Origin of the sequence: Streptomyces sp. NPDC019224, assembly GCF_040632605.1 — a bacterium.
Taxonomy (GTDB): Bacteria; Actinomycetota; Actinomycetes; order Streptomycetales; family Streptomycetaceae; genus Streptomyces.
The window spans coordinates 21672-36991 of record NZ_JBEYCF010000043.1; the positions used below are offsets into that span (position 1 = coordinate 21672).

Sequence of the window (15320 nt, forward strand, 5' to 3'; positions counted from 1 at the left end):
GACTCCGTGAGCGAACTCGACGTACAGGTCCTCCAGCAGCGGCTGGCCGACTTCGCGGCCGCGCGCGACTGGGGGCCTTACCACACCCCGAAGAACCTGGCCTCGGCGCTGAGCGTGGAGGCCGCCGAACTCGTGGAGATCTTCCAGTGGCTGACGCCCGAGCAGTCGGCGCGGGTCATGGAGGACCCGGCGACGGCGCCCAGGGTGGCGGACGAGGTCGCGGACGTGCTCGCGTATCTCCTCCAGTTCTGCGAAGTGCTGGGGATCGACGTGCTGGCGGCGCTCGCGGCCAAGATCGAACGGAACGAGTCGCGCTTCCCCCTCCCGGAACCGGCCCCGGACCCCGTGCCGGGACCGGCCCCTGGATCAATGGACAGCCAAGATCGTCACTCTTCGGAGTGATCGGCTTGTCCACACTCGATTGAGTGTCCACAGATTTCCGAAATCCTCTGGCGTTTCGGTGCGGCCGCCCTCACTGTGGGTAATGAAAGTGGTGAGCGGGTTCTCGCGGTCGAACGGGGGCAGTCGATGGAAGCGGAGCGGCTGGTAACGATCATCAGGCAGGCGCTGGCACAGAGCCGGGGCACACCGGACATCATCGCCGAGGCGTGGCAGGCGCAGGCCCTGGCCCAGGCGGTCGGCAGCCGGCTGGCGGCGAGCGGACCCAAGGGGTTACGGGGCGAGGCGCGCGCCCTGAGTGAGATCGGCGGCAGGAGCAGCGGCGCGCTGGACCACCCGGCGGCCCGCGCGGAGGTGGCCCGCGCGGCGCGGCTGACCGAGGTCGCCGATCCCCGCGCGGCCCTGACGGGCCTGGGCGCCCTGCTCGGGGAAGTCGGCATGGCCCTGGTCGGGGTGGCCTGCGAGACCGACGAACAGAGCCTGTACTGGCAGTGCATGGAGGCGATCGACGCCGCCGACGAGTCCACGGACCGGGTCCGCTCCATGCTGCGTCTGCTCGACGAGCGGGAGCGCGAGCAGCGGGAGGAGCGGGAGCGTGGCCGGGAGCGGGACGGCCCGCACGGCGTGCTCCACGATCCGGTCGGCCCGGTGACCGGCATCCAGTGAGCGGTACGCCCCCCGGGGCGGCGACGGCATGCGGAAAGGGCCCCGGACAGGGGCGGGCGGCGCGCGTGGGTGCAGGATGGAGGCATGGATCTTCGCATCTTCACCGAGCCCCAGCAGGGGGCGAGCTACGACACCCTCCTCACCGTCGCCAAGGCCGCCGAGGACCTCGGCTTCGACGCCTTCTACCGGTCCGACCACTATCTGCGGATGGGGCCGGGCGACGGGCTGCCCGGCCCGACGGACGCCTGGATCACGCTGGCCGGACTGGCCCGCGAGACCAAGCGCATCCGCCTGGGCACGCTGATGACGGCCGGCACGTTCCGACTCCCCGGCGTCCTCGCCATCCAGGTGGCGCAGGTCGACCAGATGTCCGGCGGCCGGGTCGAACTGGGCCTGGGAGCGGGCTGGTTCGAGGAGGAGCACAAGGCGTACGGCATCCCCTTCCCGAAGGAGAAGTTCGGCCGTCTCGAGGAACAGCTCGCGATCGTCACCGGGCTGTGGGCGACCGAGGTCGGCAAGACGTTCAGCTACGAGGGCACGTACTACCAGCTGACGGACTCACCGGCGCTGCCCAAGCCGGCGCAGGCCAAGGTGCCGGTACTGATCGGCGGGCACGGCGCGAAGCGCACCCCGCGCCTCGCCGCTCAGTACGCCGACGAGTTCAACATCCCGTTCGCCTCGCTGGAGGACAGCGAGAAGCAGTTCGGCCGGGTCCGGGAGGCGGCCGAGGCGGCGGGCCGCAAGCCGGACGACCTGGTGTACTCCAACGCGCTGGTCGTCTGCGTCGGCCGGGACGACGCGGAGGTCGCGCGCCGGGCCGCCGTCATCGGCCGCGAGGTGGCCGAGCTGAAGGCCAACGGGCTCGCGGGGTCGCCCGCCGAGGTGGTCGACAAGATCGGCCGCTTCGCGGAGATCGGGGCGTCGCGGATCTACCTCCAGGTGCTCGACCTGGACGACCTGGACCACCTGGAGCTGATCTCGTCCCAGGTCCAGTCCCAGCTCCGCTGAGAGCGAGGCGGCGATGACACCTGGTCCCGGCTCCTGCTCCGGTCCTGGTCCTGGTCCTGGTCCCGGTTCCGGTCCTGGTCCCGGCCCCGGTTCCGGTCCTGGTCCCGGTCCTGGTCCCGGTTCCGGTCCTGGTCCCGGCCCCGGTTCCGGTCCTGGTCCCGGTCCCGGCCCCGGTTCCGGTCCTGGTCCCGGTCCCGGTCCCGGTTCCGGTCCCGGCCCGGCGGCCGGGGCCGGGGTGCCGGCCCGGCCGCTCGCCGCCGCGCTCGCCGAGGGCACGGTCGTCCTCGACGGCGGGCTCTCCAACCAGTTGGAGGCGCAGGGCTGCGATCTGTCCGACGCGCTGTGGTCCGCCCGGCTGCTCGCCGACGGACCGGGGCAGATCGAGGCCGCCCACACGGCGTATGTGCGGGCGGGGGCCCAGGTGCTCATCACGGCCAGTTATCAGGCGAGCTTCGAGGGGTTCGCCCGGCGCGGGATCGGGCGGGAGGCGGCGGCCGGGCTCTTCGCCCGCAGTGTGGAGCTGGCCCGGCGGGCGGCCGGCACGGTCGGCCGGGACGTCTGGGTGGCGGCCTCGGTCGGCCCGTACGGGGCGGTGGCGGCGGACGGGGCCGAGTACCGGGGCCGCTACGGGCTCACCGTCCGGGAGCTGGAGCGCTTCCACCGCCCCAGGATCGAGGCGCTGGCCGCCGCCGGTCCGGACGCGCTGGCCCTGGAGACGGTGCCGGACCTGGACGAGGCGCGGGCGCTGCTGCGGGTGGCGGGGGAGTACGGGCTGCCGGTCTGGCTGTCCTACACCGTGGCCGGCGGCCGGACCCGGGCCGGGCAGCCGCTGGACGAGGCGTTCGGCCTGGCGCGGGGCCGCGACGAGGTCATCGCGGTCGGGGTGAACTGCTGCGACCCGGCCGAGGCGGACACCGCCGTGCGGGCGGCGGTCCGGGCGACCGGGAAGCCGGCCGTGGTCTACCCGAACAGCGGCGAGCACTGGGACGCGGATGCGGGCGCCTGGACCGGGGGCGCCACGTTCGACCCCGCTCGGGCGGTGGGCTGGCAGGAGGCGGGCGCCCGCCTGATCGGCGGCTGCTGCCGGGTGGGGCCGGCGGCGATCGCGGGGCTGGCGGGGGTGCGGCGGGGCGGGCCGCCGGTGTGACATGCCTGGGGCGGAGTGACCGCCCCGGGGAAAATTGCCTGGTGGGAGGAGGGCGGGCGGATCATACTCACACGTGTGTTCCTGACGATCAGTACCACCGGCACCCCGGAACGTCCCGCCACCGACCTCGGATTCCTGCTGCACAAGCATCCCGACCGGGCGCAGGCGTTCTCCACCTCCCACGGCACCGCGCACGTCTTCTATCCCGAGGCGTCCGCGGAGCAGTGCACGGCGGCCCTGCTGCTGGAGGTCGATCCCGTCGCCCTGGTGCGCAAGGGGAAGGGCAAGGGCCGGGGCGGGGCGCCCGACGCGGCGCTCGCGCAGTACGTCAACGACCGCCCCTACGCGGCATCCTCGCTGCTGTCCGTCGCGATGAGCACCGTCTTCAAGTCCGCGCTGAGCGGTGCCTGCAAGGCGATGCCCGAGCGGGCGGCGGCCCCCATGGAGCTGCGGATCGAAGTGCCCGCCCTGCCGGCCCGTGGTGGTGCCGAGCTGGTGCGCAAGCTCTTCGGTCCGCTCGGATGGACGCGGGTGGAGGCGGAGGCCGTGCCGCTCGACGAGAAGTTCCCCGAGTGGGGCGACTCGCGGTACGTACGGCTGGTGCTGGAGGGCGAGTTGCGGCTCGCCGACGCGCTGCGCCAGCTGTACGTGCTGCTGCCGGTGCTCGACGACGCCAAGCACTACTGGGTGGCGCCGGACGAGGTGGACAAGCTGTTGCGGGCGGGTGAGGGCTGGCTGGCCGAGCACCCCGAGCACAAGCTCATCACCAGCCGGTATCTGGCGCGGCGCTGGGGGCTGACCCGGCAGGCGATGGAGCGGCTGGAGCTGGTGCGGCTCGCGGAGTCGGACGACCTCGACGTCGAGAGCATCGACAACGCCGTCGACGAGGGCTCCGACACCGAGGAGCGGCCGGTGCCGCTCGCCGTGCGGCGGCGCGACGCGATCCTGGCGGCGCTCACCGCCGCCGGGGCGGGCCGGGTGCTCGACCTGGGCTGCGGACAGGGGCAGTTGGTGCAGGCACTGCTGAAGGACCCCCGCTTCACGGAGATCGTCGGCCTCGACGTGTCGATGCGCGCCCTGACGATCGCCTCGCGCCGGCTGAAGCTTGACCGGATGGGGGAGCGGCAGGCGGCCCGCGTGACGCTGCGGCAGGGTTCGCTCACCTACACGGACAAGCGGCTCAAGGGGTACGACGCGGCGGTGCTCAGCGAGGTGATCGAGCACCTGGACCTGGAGCGGCTGCCCGCCCTGGAGTTCGCCGTGTTCGGCTCGGCGCGCCCCCGCACGGTGCTCGTGACCACGCCGAACGTCGAGTACAACGTCCGCTGGGAGACCCTTCCGGCCGGGCACACCCGCCACGGCGACCACCGCTTCGAGTGGACCCGGGCCGAATTCCGGGCCTGGGCCGAGGCGGTGGCCGGGCGCCACGGCTACGGCGTGGAGTTCGTGCCCGTCGGCCCCGACGACCCGGAGGTCGGTCCGCCCACGCAGATGGCGGTGTTCACGACGGCCACCGATGCGGCCGACACGGCCGCGAGGCCCGACAAGGCCAGGACCACCGACGAGACCGAGAAGGAGGCGAAAGCCGCATGACCAGCACCCACGACACCCCGGAGCGCACCGCGCCCACCGGCCCGGCCGACGCGTCCGCCGAAGGCGCCCCGCGCCCCGCCCGCGTCCTCCCCGTCACCGACCTCTCCCTCGTCGTGCTCATCGGGGCCAGCGGGTCCGGCAAGTCCACCTTCGCCCGGCGGCACTTCAAGCCGACCGAGGTCATCTCGTCGGACTTCTGCCGCGGCCTCGTCGCCGACGACGAGAACGACCAGGGCGCCAGCAAGGACGCCTTCGACGTCCTGCACTACATCGCGGGCAAGCGCCTCGCCGCCGGCCGGCTGACCGTCGTGGACGCCACGAACGTGCAGCCCGAGGCCCGGCGTCAGCTCGTGCGGGTGGCCCGGGAGCACGACGTGCTGCCCATCGCCATCGTCCTCGACCTGCCCGAGGAGGTCTGCCTCGCCCGCAACGCGGCCCGCCCGGACCGCGCCGACATGCCCCGCCACGTCATCCAGCGCCACCGCCGCGAGCTGCGCCGCTCCCTGCGCGGCCTGGAGCGCGAGGGCTTCCGCAAGGTGCACGTCCTGCGCTCGGAGGACGAGGCCGAGCACGCCGAAGTGGTGCTGGAGCGCCGCTTCAACGACCTGCGCCACCTCACCGGCCCGTTCGACGTCATCGGGGACATCCACGGCTGCCGCTCCGAGCTGGACACCCTGCTCGGCAAGCTGGGTTACGTGGACGGCGCCCACCCCGAGGGCCGCACGGCGGTCTTCGTCGGCGACCTCGTGGACCGCGGCCCCGACAGCCCCGGCGTCCTGCGCCGTGTGATGTCGATGGTGGCGGCCGGGAACGCCCTGTGCGTGCCCGGCAACCACGAGAACAAGCTCGGCCGCCACCTCAAGGGCCGCAAGGTCCAGCTCACCCACGGCCTCGCCGAGACCGTCGAGCAGCTGGAGCGGGAGGACGCGAAGGACCCGGAGTTCCGCAAGCGCGTCGCGGAGTTCATCGACGGGCTGGTCAGCCACTACGTGCTGGACGGCGGGCGGCTCGTCGTCTGCCACGCCGGGCTGCCCGAGAAGTACCACGGACGCACCTCCGGCCGGGTCCGCTCGCACGCGCTGTACGGCGAGACCACCGGCGAGACCGACGAGTTCGGGCTGCCCGTGCGCTACCCGTGGGCGGAGGACTACCGGGGCCGCGCCGCCGTGGTCTACGGCCACACGCCCGTGCCCAACACCTCGTGGATCAACAACACCATCTGCCTGGACACCGGTGCCGTGTTCGGCGGGAGGATGACCGCGCTGCGCTGGCCGGAGCGCGAGCTCGTCGACGTACCGGCGGAGCGGGTCTGGTACGAGCCGGTGAAGCCGCTGGAGACGGAGGCGCCCGGGGGCCGGGAGGGCAGGCCGCTGGACCTCGACGACGTGCGGGGCCGCCGGATCGTGGAGACCCGGCACATGGGCCGCCTCGCCGTCCGCGAGGAGAACGCGGCCGCCGCGCTGGAGGTCATGAGCCGGTTCGCGGTCGACCCCCGGCTGCTGCCCTACCTGCCGCCGACCATGGCGCCCACCGCCACCTCGCGCGAGGAGGGCTACCTGGAGCACCCGGCCGAGGCGTTCGCCGAGTACCGGGCGGCCGGCGTCGCGAAGGTCGTGTGCGAGGAGAAGCACATGGGCTCCCGCGCCGTGGCCCTGGTCTGCAAGGACGCCGCCGCGGCCCGCGCACGCTTCGGTACCGGAGACGGCGACAGCGGCCCGGCCGGCGCGCTGTACACCCGCACCGGGCGTCCGTTCCTGGACGACTCCGCGCTCACCGAGTCCGTGCTCGGCTGGCTGCGCGAGGCCGTCACCGCAGCCGGGCTCTGGGAGGAGTGGGGCACCGACTGGGTGCTGCTCGACGCCGAGCTGATGCCCTGGTCCCTGAAGGCGGGCGGCCTGCTCCGCTCGCAGTACGCGGCGGTCGGGGCCGCGTCCGGTGCGGTGTTCCCCGCCGCCACCGGGGCCCTCGCGGCAGCCGCCGCGCGCGGCATCGAGGTGGGCGCGCTCGCGGACCGGCAGCGGGCGCGGGCCGAGGACGCCGCGGCGTTCACGGAGGCGTACCGCCGCTACTGCTGGAGCACCGAGGGGCTGGACGGTGTGCGCCTGGCGCCGTTCCAGATCCTCGCCGTGCAGGGCCGCTCCCTCGCCTCCGTACCGCACGACGAGCAGCTGGCCTGGCTGGACCGGCTGGTGGAGCACGACCCCGGCGGCCTGCTCCAGGTCACCCGGCGGCTCGTCGTGGACACCGCCGACGAGGCGTCGGTCCGCGCGGGCGTCGACTGGTGGCTGGAGATGACCGGCCGGGGCGGCGAGGGCATGGTCGTCAAGCCGCTCGGCGCGCTCGTCCGGGACGCCAAGGGCCGCCTGGTGCAGCCCGGCATCAAGGTGCGTGGCCGGGAGTACCTGCGGATCATCTACGGCCCCGAGTACACCCGCCCGGACAACCTCGACCGCCTGCGCGGCCGCTTCCTCGGCCACAAGCGCTCGCTGGCCCTGCGTGAGTACGCCCTCGGTCTGGAGGCCCTGGACCGGCTCGCGGACGGGGAGCCGCTGTGGCGGGTCCACGAGGCGGTGTTCGCCGTGCTGGCCCTGGAGTCGGAGCCGGTGGACCCCCGGCTCTGAGGGCACCAGGAGAACAGGCTGGCGATTCGCCGGGTGAACGGCGCGCCGCGCGGTGAGGATGTGGGCATGGGATTCCATGTCGACTCCGAGGCCGGGCGGCTGCGCCGCGTCATCCTGCACCGCCCCGATCTGGAACTGAAACGGCTCACGCCGAGCAACAAGGACGCGCTGCTCTTCGACGACGTGCTCTGGGTGCGCCGGGCCCGGCAGGAGCACGACGGCTTCGCGGACGTGCTGCGCGACCGGGGCGTGGAGGTGCACCTCTTCGGCGACCTGCTGCGCGAGGCGCTGGAGATCCCGGTCGCCAGGCGGCTCGTGCTGGACCGGGTCTTCGCCGAGAAGGAGTACGGTCCGCTCGCCACCGAGCATCTGCGGGCCGCCTTCGAGGAGTTGTCCGCGCCGGAGCTGTGCGAGGCACTGGTCGGCGGGATGACCAAGCGGGAGTTCCTGGAGCGGCACCGGGAGCCGGTCTCGGTGCGCTTCCACGTCATGGACCTGGACGACTTCCTGCTCGGGCCGCTGCCCAACCACCTCTTCACCCGGGACACCTCGGCGTGGATCTACGACGGGGTGTCCATCAACGCGATGCGCTGGCCGGCCCGGCAGCGCGAGACCGTCCACTTCGAGGCGATCTACCGTCACCACCCGCTGTTCACCGGCCCCGAGGCGGGCGCCTTCCACCACTGGTCCGAGGGGCAGGACGACTACCCCTCCACCATCGAGGGCGGCGACGTCCTCGTCATCGGCAACGGCGCCGTGCTCATCGGCATGAGCGAGCGCACCACGCCCCAGGCCGTGGAGATGCTGGCCCGGGGCCTCTTCGACGCCGGCTCGGCCCGGACCATCGTGGCGCTCGACATGCCCAAGAGCCGGGCCTTCATGCACCTGGACACCGTGATGACGATGGTCGACGGGGACACCTTCACCAAGTACGCGGGCCTCGGCATGCTCCGCTCGTACACGATCGAGCCCGGCGAAGGACCGCGTGACCTCAAGGTCACCGACCACCCGCCCGAGCAGATGCACACGGCCATCGCCCGGGCGCTGGGTCTCGACTCGATCAGGGTGCTCACCGCCACCCAGGACGTGCACGCGGCGGAGCGGGAGCAGTGGGACGACGGCTGCAACGTTTTGGCCGTCGAGCCGGGTGTCGTCGTCGCCTACGAGCGCAACGCCACCACCAACACCCACCTGCGCAAGGAAGGCATCGAGGTCATCGAGATCCGCGGCAGCGAGCTGGGCCGTGGCCGGGGCGGACCGCGCTGCATGAGCTGCCCGGTGGTCCGGGAGGCCGTGTGACGGGTGCCGGGGCCCGCCCGGCCTCGGAGACGGGCACCTGGGCGGAGTGGTCCGGGCGCCCGGGTGCCGGGGTGTCCGTACCGCGAGACGTCTCTGTATAGCGATGCATTCGGTCGTATATAGTTCCAGGGTTGCCGTATGCGTCCCCGTCCGACCCAGGAGCAGTCACCATGGCCATAGACCTCGCAGGCCGCCACTTCCTCAAGGAGCTGGACTTCACGGCCGCGGAGTTCCGCGGTCTGGTCGACCTGGCCGCCGAGCTCAAGGCCGCCAAGAAGTCGGGGACGGAGACGCGGCGGCTGCGTGGCCGGAACGTGGCGCTGATCTTCGAGAAGACCTCGACCCGCACCCGCTGCGCCTTCGAGGTCGCCGCCGCCGACCAGGGCGCCTCCACCACCTACCTCGACCCCTCCGGCTCCCAGATGGGGCACAAGGAGTCGGTCAAGGACACCGCGCGCGTCCTCGGCCGGATGTTCGACGGGATCGAGTACCGGGGCGACAGCCAGGCGGTCGTCGAGGAGCTGGCCGCGTACGCGGGGGTGCCGGTCTTCAACGGGCTCACCGACGACTGGCACCCCACCCAGATGCTCGCCGACGTGCTGACGATGACCGAGCACAGCGACAAGCCCCTGGAGGAGATCGCCTTCGCCTACCTCGGCGACGCCCGCTTCAACATGGGCAACTCCTACCTCGTCACCGGCGCCCTGCTCGGCATGGACGTGCGCATCGTCGCGCCCAGGGCGTACTGGCCCGCCGACACGGTCGTCGCGGAGGCCCGCGCGCTCGCCGAGGCGTCCGGGGCGAGGGTCACGCTCACCGAGGACGTGGCCGAGGGCGTGCGCGGGGCGGACTTCGTCGCCACCGACGTCTGGGTCTCGATGGGCGAGCCCAAGGAGGTGTGGGACGCCCGCATCGCCGCCCTCACGCCGTACGCCGTCACCATGGACGTCCTGCGGGCCACCGGGAACGCCGAGGTGAAGTTCATGCACTGCCTGCCCGCCTACCACGACCTCGGCACCGGGGTGGGGCGCGAGATCCACGAGCGGCACGGGCTGAGCGAGCTGGAGGTCAGCGACGAGGTGTTCGAGTCCGCGCACTCCGTCGTGTTCGACGAGGCGGAGAACCGCATGCACACGATCAAGGCCGTCCTCGTCGCGACGATGGCCGGGAAATGATCCGGAACCGCATGTTCATGCACCCAATTGGGTGAATATGCGGACTGGTGTCTATGATGGTGCCGATTGGTGGGGTTCGAGCTCGCACGCTCGAACCCCCTTTTCGTGCGTGCGACGGCCCCCACCGCCCGAGCCGCACCGCCCCCCACGCGTACCGCCAGAGATGAGACACCGCCGTGAGCCCCCTGCGCCTCCCCGGCCCCCCGCACCGCGTCAAGGACCCGCACCGGCTGATCGCCGAGTCGGGCGCCGACCTGGAGGGCCACGGCCTCAAGCGCACCATGGGCCTCTTCCAGCTGGTGTGCTTCGGGATCGGCGCCGTCGTGGGGACCGGCATCTTCGTCGGCCTGTCCGACAGCGTGGCCGAGGCCGGGCCCGCCGTCGTGGTCTCCTTCGTCCTCGCGGCCGTCACCTGCGTCTTCACGGCGTTCTCCTTCGCCGAACTGGGCAGCGCCATCCCCGTCTCCGGCAGCTCGTACTCCTTCGCCTACGCCACGCTCGGCGAGCGCCTCGCCTTCCTCGTCGGCTGGTGCCTGCTCCTGGAGTACGGCGTCTCGGTCTCCGCCGTCGCGGTCGGCTGGAGCCAGTACGTCAACGAACTCCTCGACAGCCTCTTCGGGCACCAGCTGCCCGCCGCGCTCTCCGCCGGCCCCGCCGACGGCGGCGTGATCAACCTGCCCGCCGTCATCGTGGTCATGATGGCCGCCACCCTGCTGGTGCGCGGGGTACGGGAGAGCGCCGGCGCCACCGCCGCGATGGCCGTCCTCAAGCTCGTCGTCCTGGCCCTGTTCTGCGTCATCGCGTTCACCGCGTTCGAGCGCGGCAACCTCGCCCCCTTCGCCCCCCACGGCGCGGGCGGTGTCACGGCGGGCGCGTCCCTGGCGTTCTTCTCGTACATCGGCTTCGACGCGATCACCACCGCCGGGGAGGAGGTCAAGAACCCCCGGCGCGACATCCCGCTCGCGATCATGATCTGCATCGGCCTGGTCACGCTGCTCTACTGCGCGGTCGCCCTCGCCGCGATCGGCGCCCTCGGCCCGGACGCCGTCTCCGACAAGCCCGCCGCGCTCTCGCTGATCGTCGACCAGGTCACCGGCTCCTCCGTGGGCGGCGGCGTCATCGCCTTCGGCGCGGTCGTCGCCATCGCCTCGGTCGTCCTGGCGGTGATGTACGGGCAGACCCGCATCCTGATGTCGATGTCCCGCGACGGCCTGGTCCCGAGGGTCTTCGAACGGGTCTCGCCGCGCACCGCGACCCCGGTCGCCAACACCTGGATCGTCGCCGTCGTCTTCGCGGTCCCGGCGGCCTTCTCCTCGCTCGACATGGTGGTGAACCTGACCACCATCGGCACACTCGCCACCATGGTCGCCGTCAACGCCGCCGTGCTCGTGCTGCGCCGCCGCAACCCCGAGGTGCGCGGCTCCTTCCGGGTCCCGCTCTACCCGCTCAGCCCGCTCATCGGCATCGGCTTCTGCGTCTATCTGATGTACGGCACCGGCTGGACGACCTGGGTGCAGTTCGCCGTGTTCCTCGTGGCCGGGGCGCTCGTGTACGCGCTCTACGGCCGCCGCCGCTCCCGGCTGGCTTCCCCGGCCGCCGGGTAGCGCTCACACGGGCGGCAGCCGGAACCAGACCGCCTTGCCGCGCTCGGTCGGGCGGTGGCCGCAGGACGAGCTGAGGGTGCGGATCAGCAGCAGGCCCCGGCCGTGCTCCTGCCACAGGTCCGGTACGTCGTCGGGCCCGGGGCGCGAAAGATCACCGGGCGGGGCCGGGTCGCCGTCGTGCACCTCCACCTGGCAGCCGGCCGCCAGCAGCTCCACCACCAGCTCTATGGGCTCGTCGCCCGGGGTGTGCTCCACCGCGTTGGCGACCAGCTCGGCGGTCAGCAGCTCGGCGGTGTCGCTGTCGGCGGGCGCGTCGATGTCCGTCAGCACCGAGCGGATCAGGGCACGGGCGATCGGCACGGCGGCCGTGGAATGCGGCAGGGAGATGCGCCAGGAGGGGGGTGGCGGTCCGTCGGGGGGCACGAGGGTTTCCGTTCGGGTGGGCGCGGGGGTCCTGGGCTCAGACGTTTCCGCGCTCAAGACGTGTCGGTCCCACCTTACGAAGCGGCGCGACGCGGACAAGGGCCCGTCGGCCGGTACGAAGGGGACGTTCGTCACTGGTGCCGTACGCACCCCGGGTATCGCGTACTCGTGACGGCAGTCACGTAACGGTGATAAATTCGAGGCCAGGCAGCAGCGACGGCCGAAGGGGACACCCCGCCATGAGCCCGTTCACCGGCTCCGCACCGCGTACGCAGCACTGGCGCCACCTGCGGGTCACCGTCGAGGACGGCGTCGCCACCGTCACCCTCGCCCGGCCCGAGAAGCTCAACGCCCTGACCTTCGGCGCCTACGCCGATCTCCGCGACCTCCTGGCCGAGCTGGCCCGCGAGCGCACCGTGCGGGCCCTGGTGCTGGCCGGCGAGGGGCGCGGCTTCTGCTCCGGCGGCGATGTGGACGAGATCATCGGCGCCACCCTTTCGATGGACACCGCGCAGCTCCTGGACTTCAACCGGATGACGGGCCAGGTCGTCCGCGCGGTGCGCGAGTGTCCGTTCCCCGTCGTCGCGGCCGTCCACGGGGTCGCCGCCGGGGCCGGCGCGGTCCTCGCCCTCGCCGCCGACTTCCGCGTCGCGGACCCCACCGCCCGGTTCGCCTTCCTCTTCACCCGGGTCGGGCTCTCCGGCGGCGACATGGGCGCGGCCTATCTGCTGCCCCGGGTCGTCGGCCTCGGCCACGCCACCCGGCTCCTGATGCTCGGCGAACCCGTGCGCGCCCCCGAGGCCGAGCGGATCGGCCTGATCAGCGAGCTCACCGACGAGGGCGACGCCGGCAAGGCCGCCGCCGCGCTCGCCCGCCGCCTCGCGGACGGGCCCGCGCTCGCCCTCGCCCAGACGAAGGCACTGCTCACCGCGGAGCTGGACATGCCGCTGGCCGCCGCCGTCGAGATGGACGCCGCGACCCAGGCCCTCCTGATGCACGGCGAGGACTACGCCGAATTCCACGCCGCGTTCAGTGAGAAGCGGCCACCCGCCTGGCGGGGCAGATGACCGCCCCGGGCCCCGGCCCGCACCGGATCGCGGTCATCGGCGGCGGCCCCGGCGGGCTCTACGCGGCGGCCCTGCTCAAGCGCCTCGGCCCCGGGCGCGAGATCACCCTCTGGGAGCGCAACGCCCCCGACGACACCTTCGGCTTCGGCGTCGTCCTCTCCGACGAGACCCTGGGCGGCATCGAACACGCCGACCCCGTCGTCCACCGGGCCCTGCAGCGCGAGTTCGTCCGCTGGGACGACATCGACATCGTGCACCGGGGCCACACCCAGACCTCCGGCGGCCACGGCTTCGCCGCCCTCGGCCGCCGCCGGCTCCTGGAGATCCTGCACGAACGCTGCGCCGGGCTCGGCGTCGACCTCCGCTTCCGTACGCAGGCCCCGCCCGCCGCCGAACTCGCCGCGACGCACGACCTGGTCATCGCCGCCGACGGCGTGCACAGCGCCACCCGCGAGGCCCACGCCGAGAGCTTTTGCCCCCGCGTCACCGGACACCGCTGCCGCTACATCTGGCTCGCCGCCGACTTCGCCCTGGACGCCTTCCGCTTCGAGACCGCGGAGACCGCGTACGGCGTGATGCAGCTGCACGCCTACCCGTTCTCACAGGACGCCTCCACCGTCATCGTCGAGATGCGCGAGGAGGTCTGGCGGGCGGCCGGCTTCGACGTGCCCGACCCGGCCGAGTCGGTCGACCAGTGCGCCAAGATCTTCGCGAACGCGCTCGGCCACCGGCCGCTGCGCTCCAACAACTCCGCCTGGCTCACCTTCCGTACCGTCGTCAACGAGCGCTGGTCGCACGGCAGTACGGTCCTCATCGGCGACGCCGCGCACACCGCGCACTTCTCCATCGGCTCCGGCACCAAGCTCGCCGTGGAGGACGCCCTCGCGCTCGCCGCCTGCGTCGAGGAACAGCCGTCCCTCACCGCCGCGCTCGCCGCGTACGAGAGCGAGCGCCGGCCCGTCGTCGAGTCGACGCAGCGCGCGGCGGCGGCCAGCCTGCGCTGGTTCGAGGAGCTGGGCACCTACGTGGACCAGCCGCCCCGCCAGTTCGCGTTCAACCTCCTCACCCGCAGCCGCCGCGTCACCCACGACAACCTGCGGCTGCGCGACCCCGCGTTCACCGCGGGCGTGGAGGAGGAGTTCGGCTGCCCGCCCGGCACCCCGCCGATGTTCGCCCCGCTGCGGCTGCGCGGCCTGGAGCTGCGCAACCGCGTCGTCGTCTCGCCGATGGACATGTACTCGGCCACCGACGGCGTCCCCGGCGACTTCCACCTCGTCCACCTCGGCGCCCGGGCGCTCGGCGGGGCCGGGCTCGTCATGACGGAGATGGTGTGCGTCAGCCCCGAGGGCCGCATCACCCCCGGCTGCACCGGCCTCTACACCGACGCGCAGACCGCCGCCTGGACCAGGGTCACCGACTTCGTGCACACCTCGTCCCCCGGCACCGCCATCGGCGTCCAGCTCGGCCACTCCGGCCGCAAGGGCTCCACCAAGCTCATGTGGGAGGGCATCGACCAGCCCCTGGACGACGGCAACTGGCCGGTGACCGCCGCGTCCCCCCTCCCGTACGCGCCCGGCGTCAACCAGGTCCCGCACGCCCTGGACCGGGCCGGTCTCGACGAGGTGCGCGAGCAGTTCGCCGCCGCCGCCCGGCGCGCCGACGCCTGCGGGTTCGACCTCCTCGAACTGCACTGCGCGCACGGCTATCTGCTCTCCGGCTTCCTCTCCCCGCTCACCAACCACCGCACCGACGCCTACGGCGGGCCGCTCGCCCACCGGCTCCGCTTCCCGCTGGAGGTCTTCGACGCGGTCCGCGCCCAGTGGCCCGACGACCGGCCGATGACCGTCCGGATCTCCGCCACCGACTGGGCGGAGGGCGGCACCACCGCCGAGGACGCCGTCGAGATCGCCCGCGCCTTCGTCGCGCACGGGGCGGACGCCATCGACGTCTCCACCGGCCAGGTCGTGCCCGGCGAGCGGCCCGAGTACGGGCGCTCCTACCAGACGCCGTGCGCCGACCGCATCCGCAACACCCTGTGCGTGCCCGTGATCGCGGTGGGCGCGATCTCCTCCTGGGACGACGTCAACTCCCTGCTCCTCGCGGGCCGCGCCGACCTCTGCGCCCTGGCCCGCCCCCACCTGTACGACCCGCACTGGACGCTCCACGCGGCGGCCGAGCAGGGCTACACCGGCCCGGGCGCGCCCTGGCCCCTCCCGTACCGCGCGGGCAGCCGCACCCCGCCGACGGGCCGCGCGGACGCGCCGAAGCCGAGGCTCACGCTGGGCTGACCGGCACGCCGCACTGCCGCGACGCCCCCG

General features: G+C 73.1%; 12 protein-coding genes. 11 read left to right on the forward strand and 1 reads right to left on the reverse strand.

What is annotated here, in order from left to right; all coding sequences use genetic code 11:
- The first annotated feature begins 6 nt into the window (after window positions 1–6).
- From ABZ564_RS24275 to ABZ564_RS24315, 9 genes are all read left to right on the forward strand, one after another.
- On the forward strand, window positions 7–402 hold the full coding sequence (locus ABZ564_RS24275) for a nucleotide pyrophosphohydrolase (protein ID WP_360860225.1): 396 nt from the start codon (window positions 7–9) through the stop codon (window positions 400–402).
- 126 nt (window positions 403–528) lie between these two features.
- Window positions 529–1065 (forward strand): DUF6099 family protein, encoded by a 537-nt coding sequence (locus ABZ564_RS24280; protein WP_360860228.1) that lies wholly within the window; start codon window positions 529–531, stop codon window positions 1063–1065.
- Between the two features lie 84 nt (window positions 1066–1149).
- Window positions 1150–2073: an LLM class F420-dependent oxidoreductase gene (locus ABZ564_RS24285; RefSeq protein WP_360860231.1), complete on the forward strand. Its 924-nt coding sequence runs from the start codon at window positions 1150–1152 to the stop codon at window positions 2071–2073.
- A 235-nt stretch (window positions 2074–2308) separates the two neighbouring features.
- Window positions 2309–3220 carry a homocysteine S-methyltransferase gene (mmuM, locus tag ABZ564_RS24290; protein WP_360860234.1) on the forward strand — a complete coding sequence of 304 codons (912 nt, stop codon included), beginning with the start codon at window positions 2309–2311 and terminating at the stop codon, window positions 3218–3220.
- A gap of 75 nt (window positions 3221–3295) precedes the next feature.
- The gene (locus ABZ564_RS24295) at window positions 3296–4813 is read left to right on the forward strand and encodes a 3' terminal RNA ribose 2'-O-methyltransferase Hen1 (protein WP_360860237.1); all 1518 of its coding nucleotides are present in this window, start codon (window positions 3296–3298) and stop codon (window positions 4811–4813) included.
- Window positions 4810–7434 carry a polynucleotide kinase-phosphatase gene (locus ABZ564_RS24300; RefSeq protein WP_360860240.1) on the forward strand — a complete coding sequence of 875 codons (2625 nt, stop codon included), beginning with the start codon at window positions 4810–4812 and terminating at the stop codon, window positions 7432–7434. The genes ABZ564_RS24295 and ABZ564_RS24300 overlap by 4 nt, the downstream gene beginning before the upstream one ends.
- 66 nt (window positions 7435–7500) lie before the next feature.
- Complete coding sequence (locus tag ABZ564_RS24305) at window positions 7501–8733, forward strand: arginine deiminase (RefSeq protein ID WP_360860243.1); 1233 nt, start codon at window positions 7501–7503, stop codon at window positions 8731–8733.
- A 170-nt stretch (window positions 8734–8903) separates the two neighbouring features.
- Window positions 8904–9908, forward strand: coding sequence for an ornithine carbamoyltransferase (gene argF, locus ABZ564_RS24310; RefSeq protein WP_360860246.1), 1005 nt, complete (start codon window positions 8904–8906; stop codon window positions 9906–9908).
- A 176-nt stretch (window positions 9909–10084) separates the two neighbouring features.
- The gene (locus tag ABZ564_RS24315) at window positions 10085–11512 is read left to right on the forward strand and encodes an amino acid permease (RefSeq protein ID WP_360860249.1); all 1428 of its coding nucleotides are present in this window, start codon (window positions 10085–10087) and stop codon (window positions 11510–11512) included.
- A 3-nt stretch (window positions 11513–11515) separates the two neighbouring features.
- Here the strand turns inward: ABZ564_RS24315 and ABZ564_RS24320 are convergent, their stop codons facing one another.
- Window positions 11516–11935 carry an ATP-binding protein gene (locus ABZ564_RS24320; RefSeq protein ID WP_360860252.1) on the reverse strand — a complete coding sequence of 140 codons (420 nt, stop codon included), beginning with the start codon at window positions 11933–11935 and terminating at the stop codon, window positions 11516–11518.
- Window positions 11936–12174: 239 nt separating this feature from the next.
- On the opposite strand from ABZ564_RS24320, the gene ABZ564_RS24325 reads away from it, so the two are divergent.
- Together ABZ564_RS24325 and ABZ564_RS24330 are read left to right on the forward strand one after the other, a co-directional pair.
- Entirely contained in the window at window positions 12175–13002 is an 828-nt protein-coding gene (locus ABZ564_RS24325; protein WP_360860255.1) for an enoyl-CoA hydratase family protein, read from the forward strand.
- A complete protein-coding gene (locus tag ABZ564_RS24330) occupies window positions 12999–15290 on the forward strand; it encodes a bifunctional salicylyl-CoA 5-hydroxylase/oxidoreductase (RefSeq protein ID WP_360860258.1) in 2292 nt (763 codons plus the stop codon). Before ABZ564_RS24325 ends, ABZ564_RS24330 begins: the two co-directional genes overlap by 4 nt.
- Window positions 15291–15320: the final 30 nt, after the last annotated feature.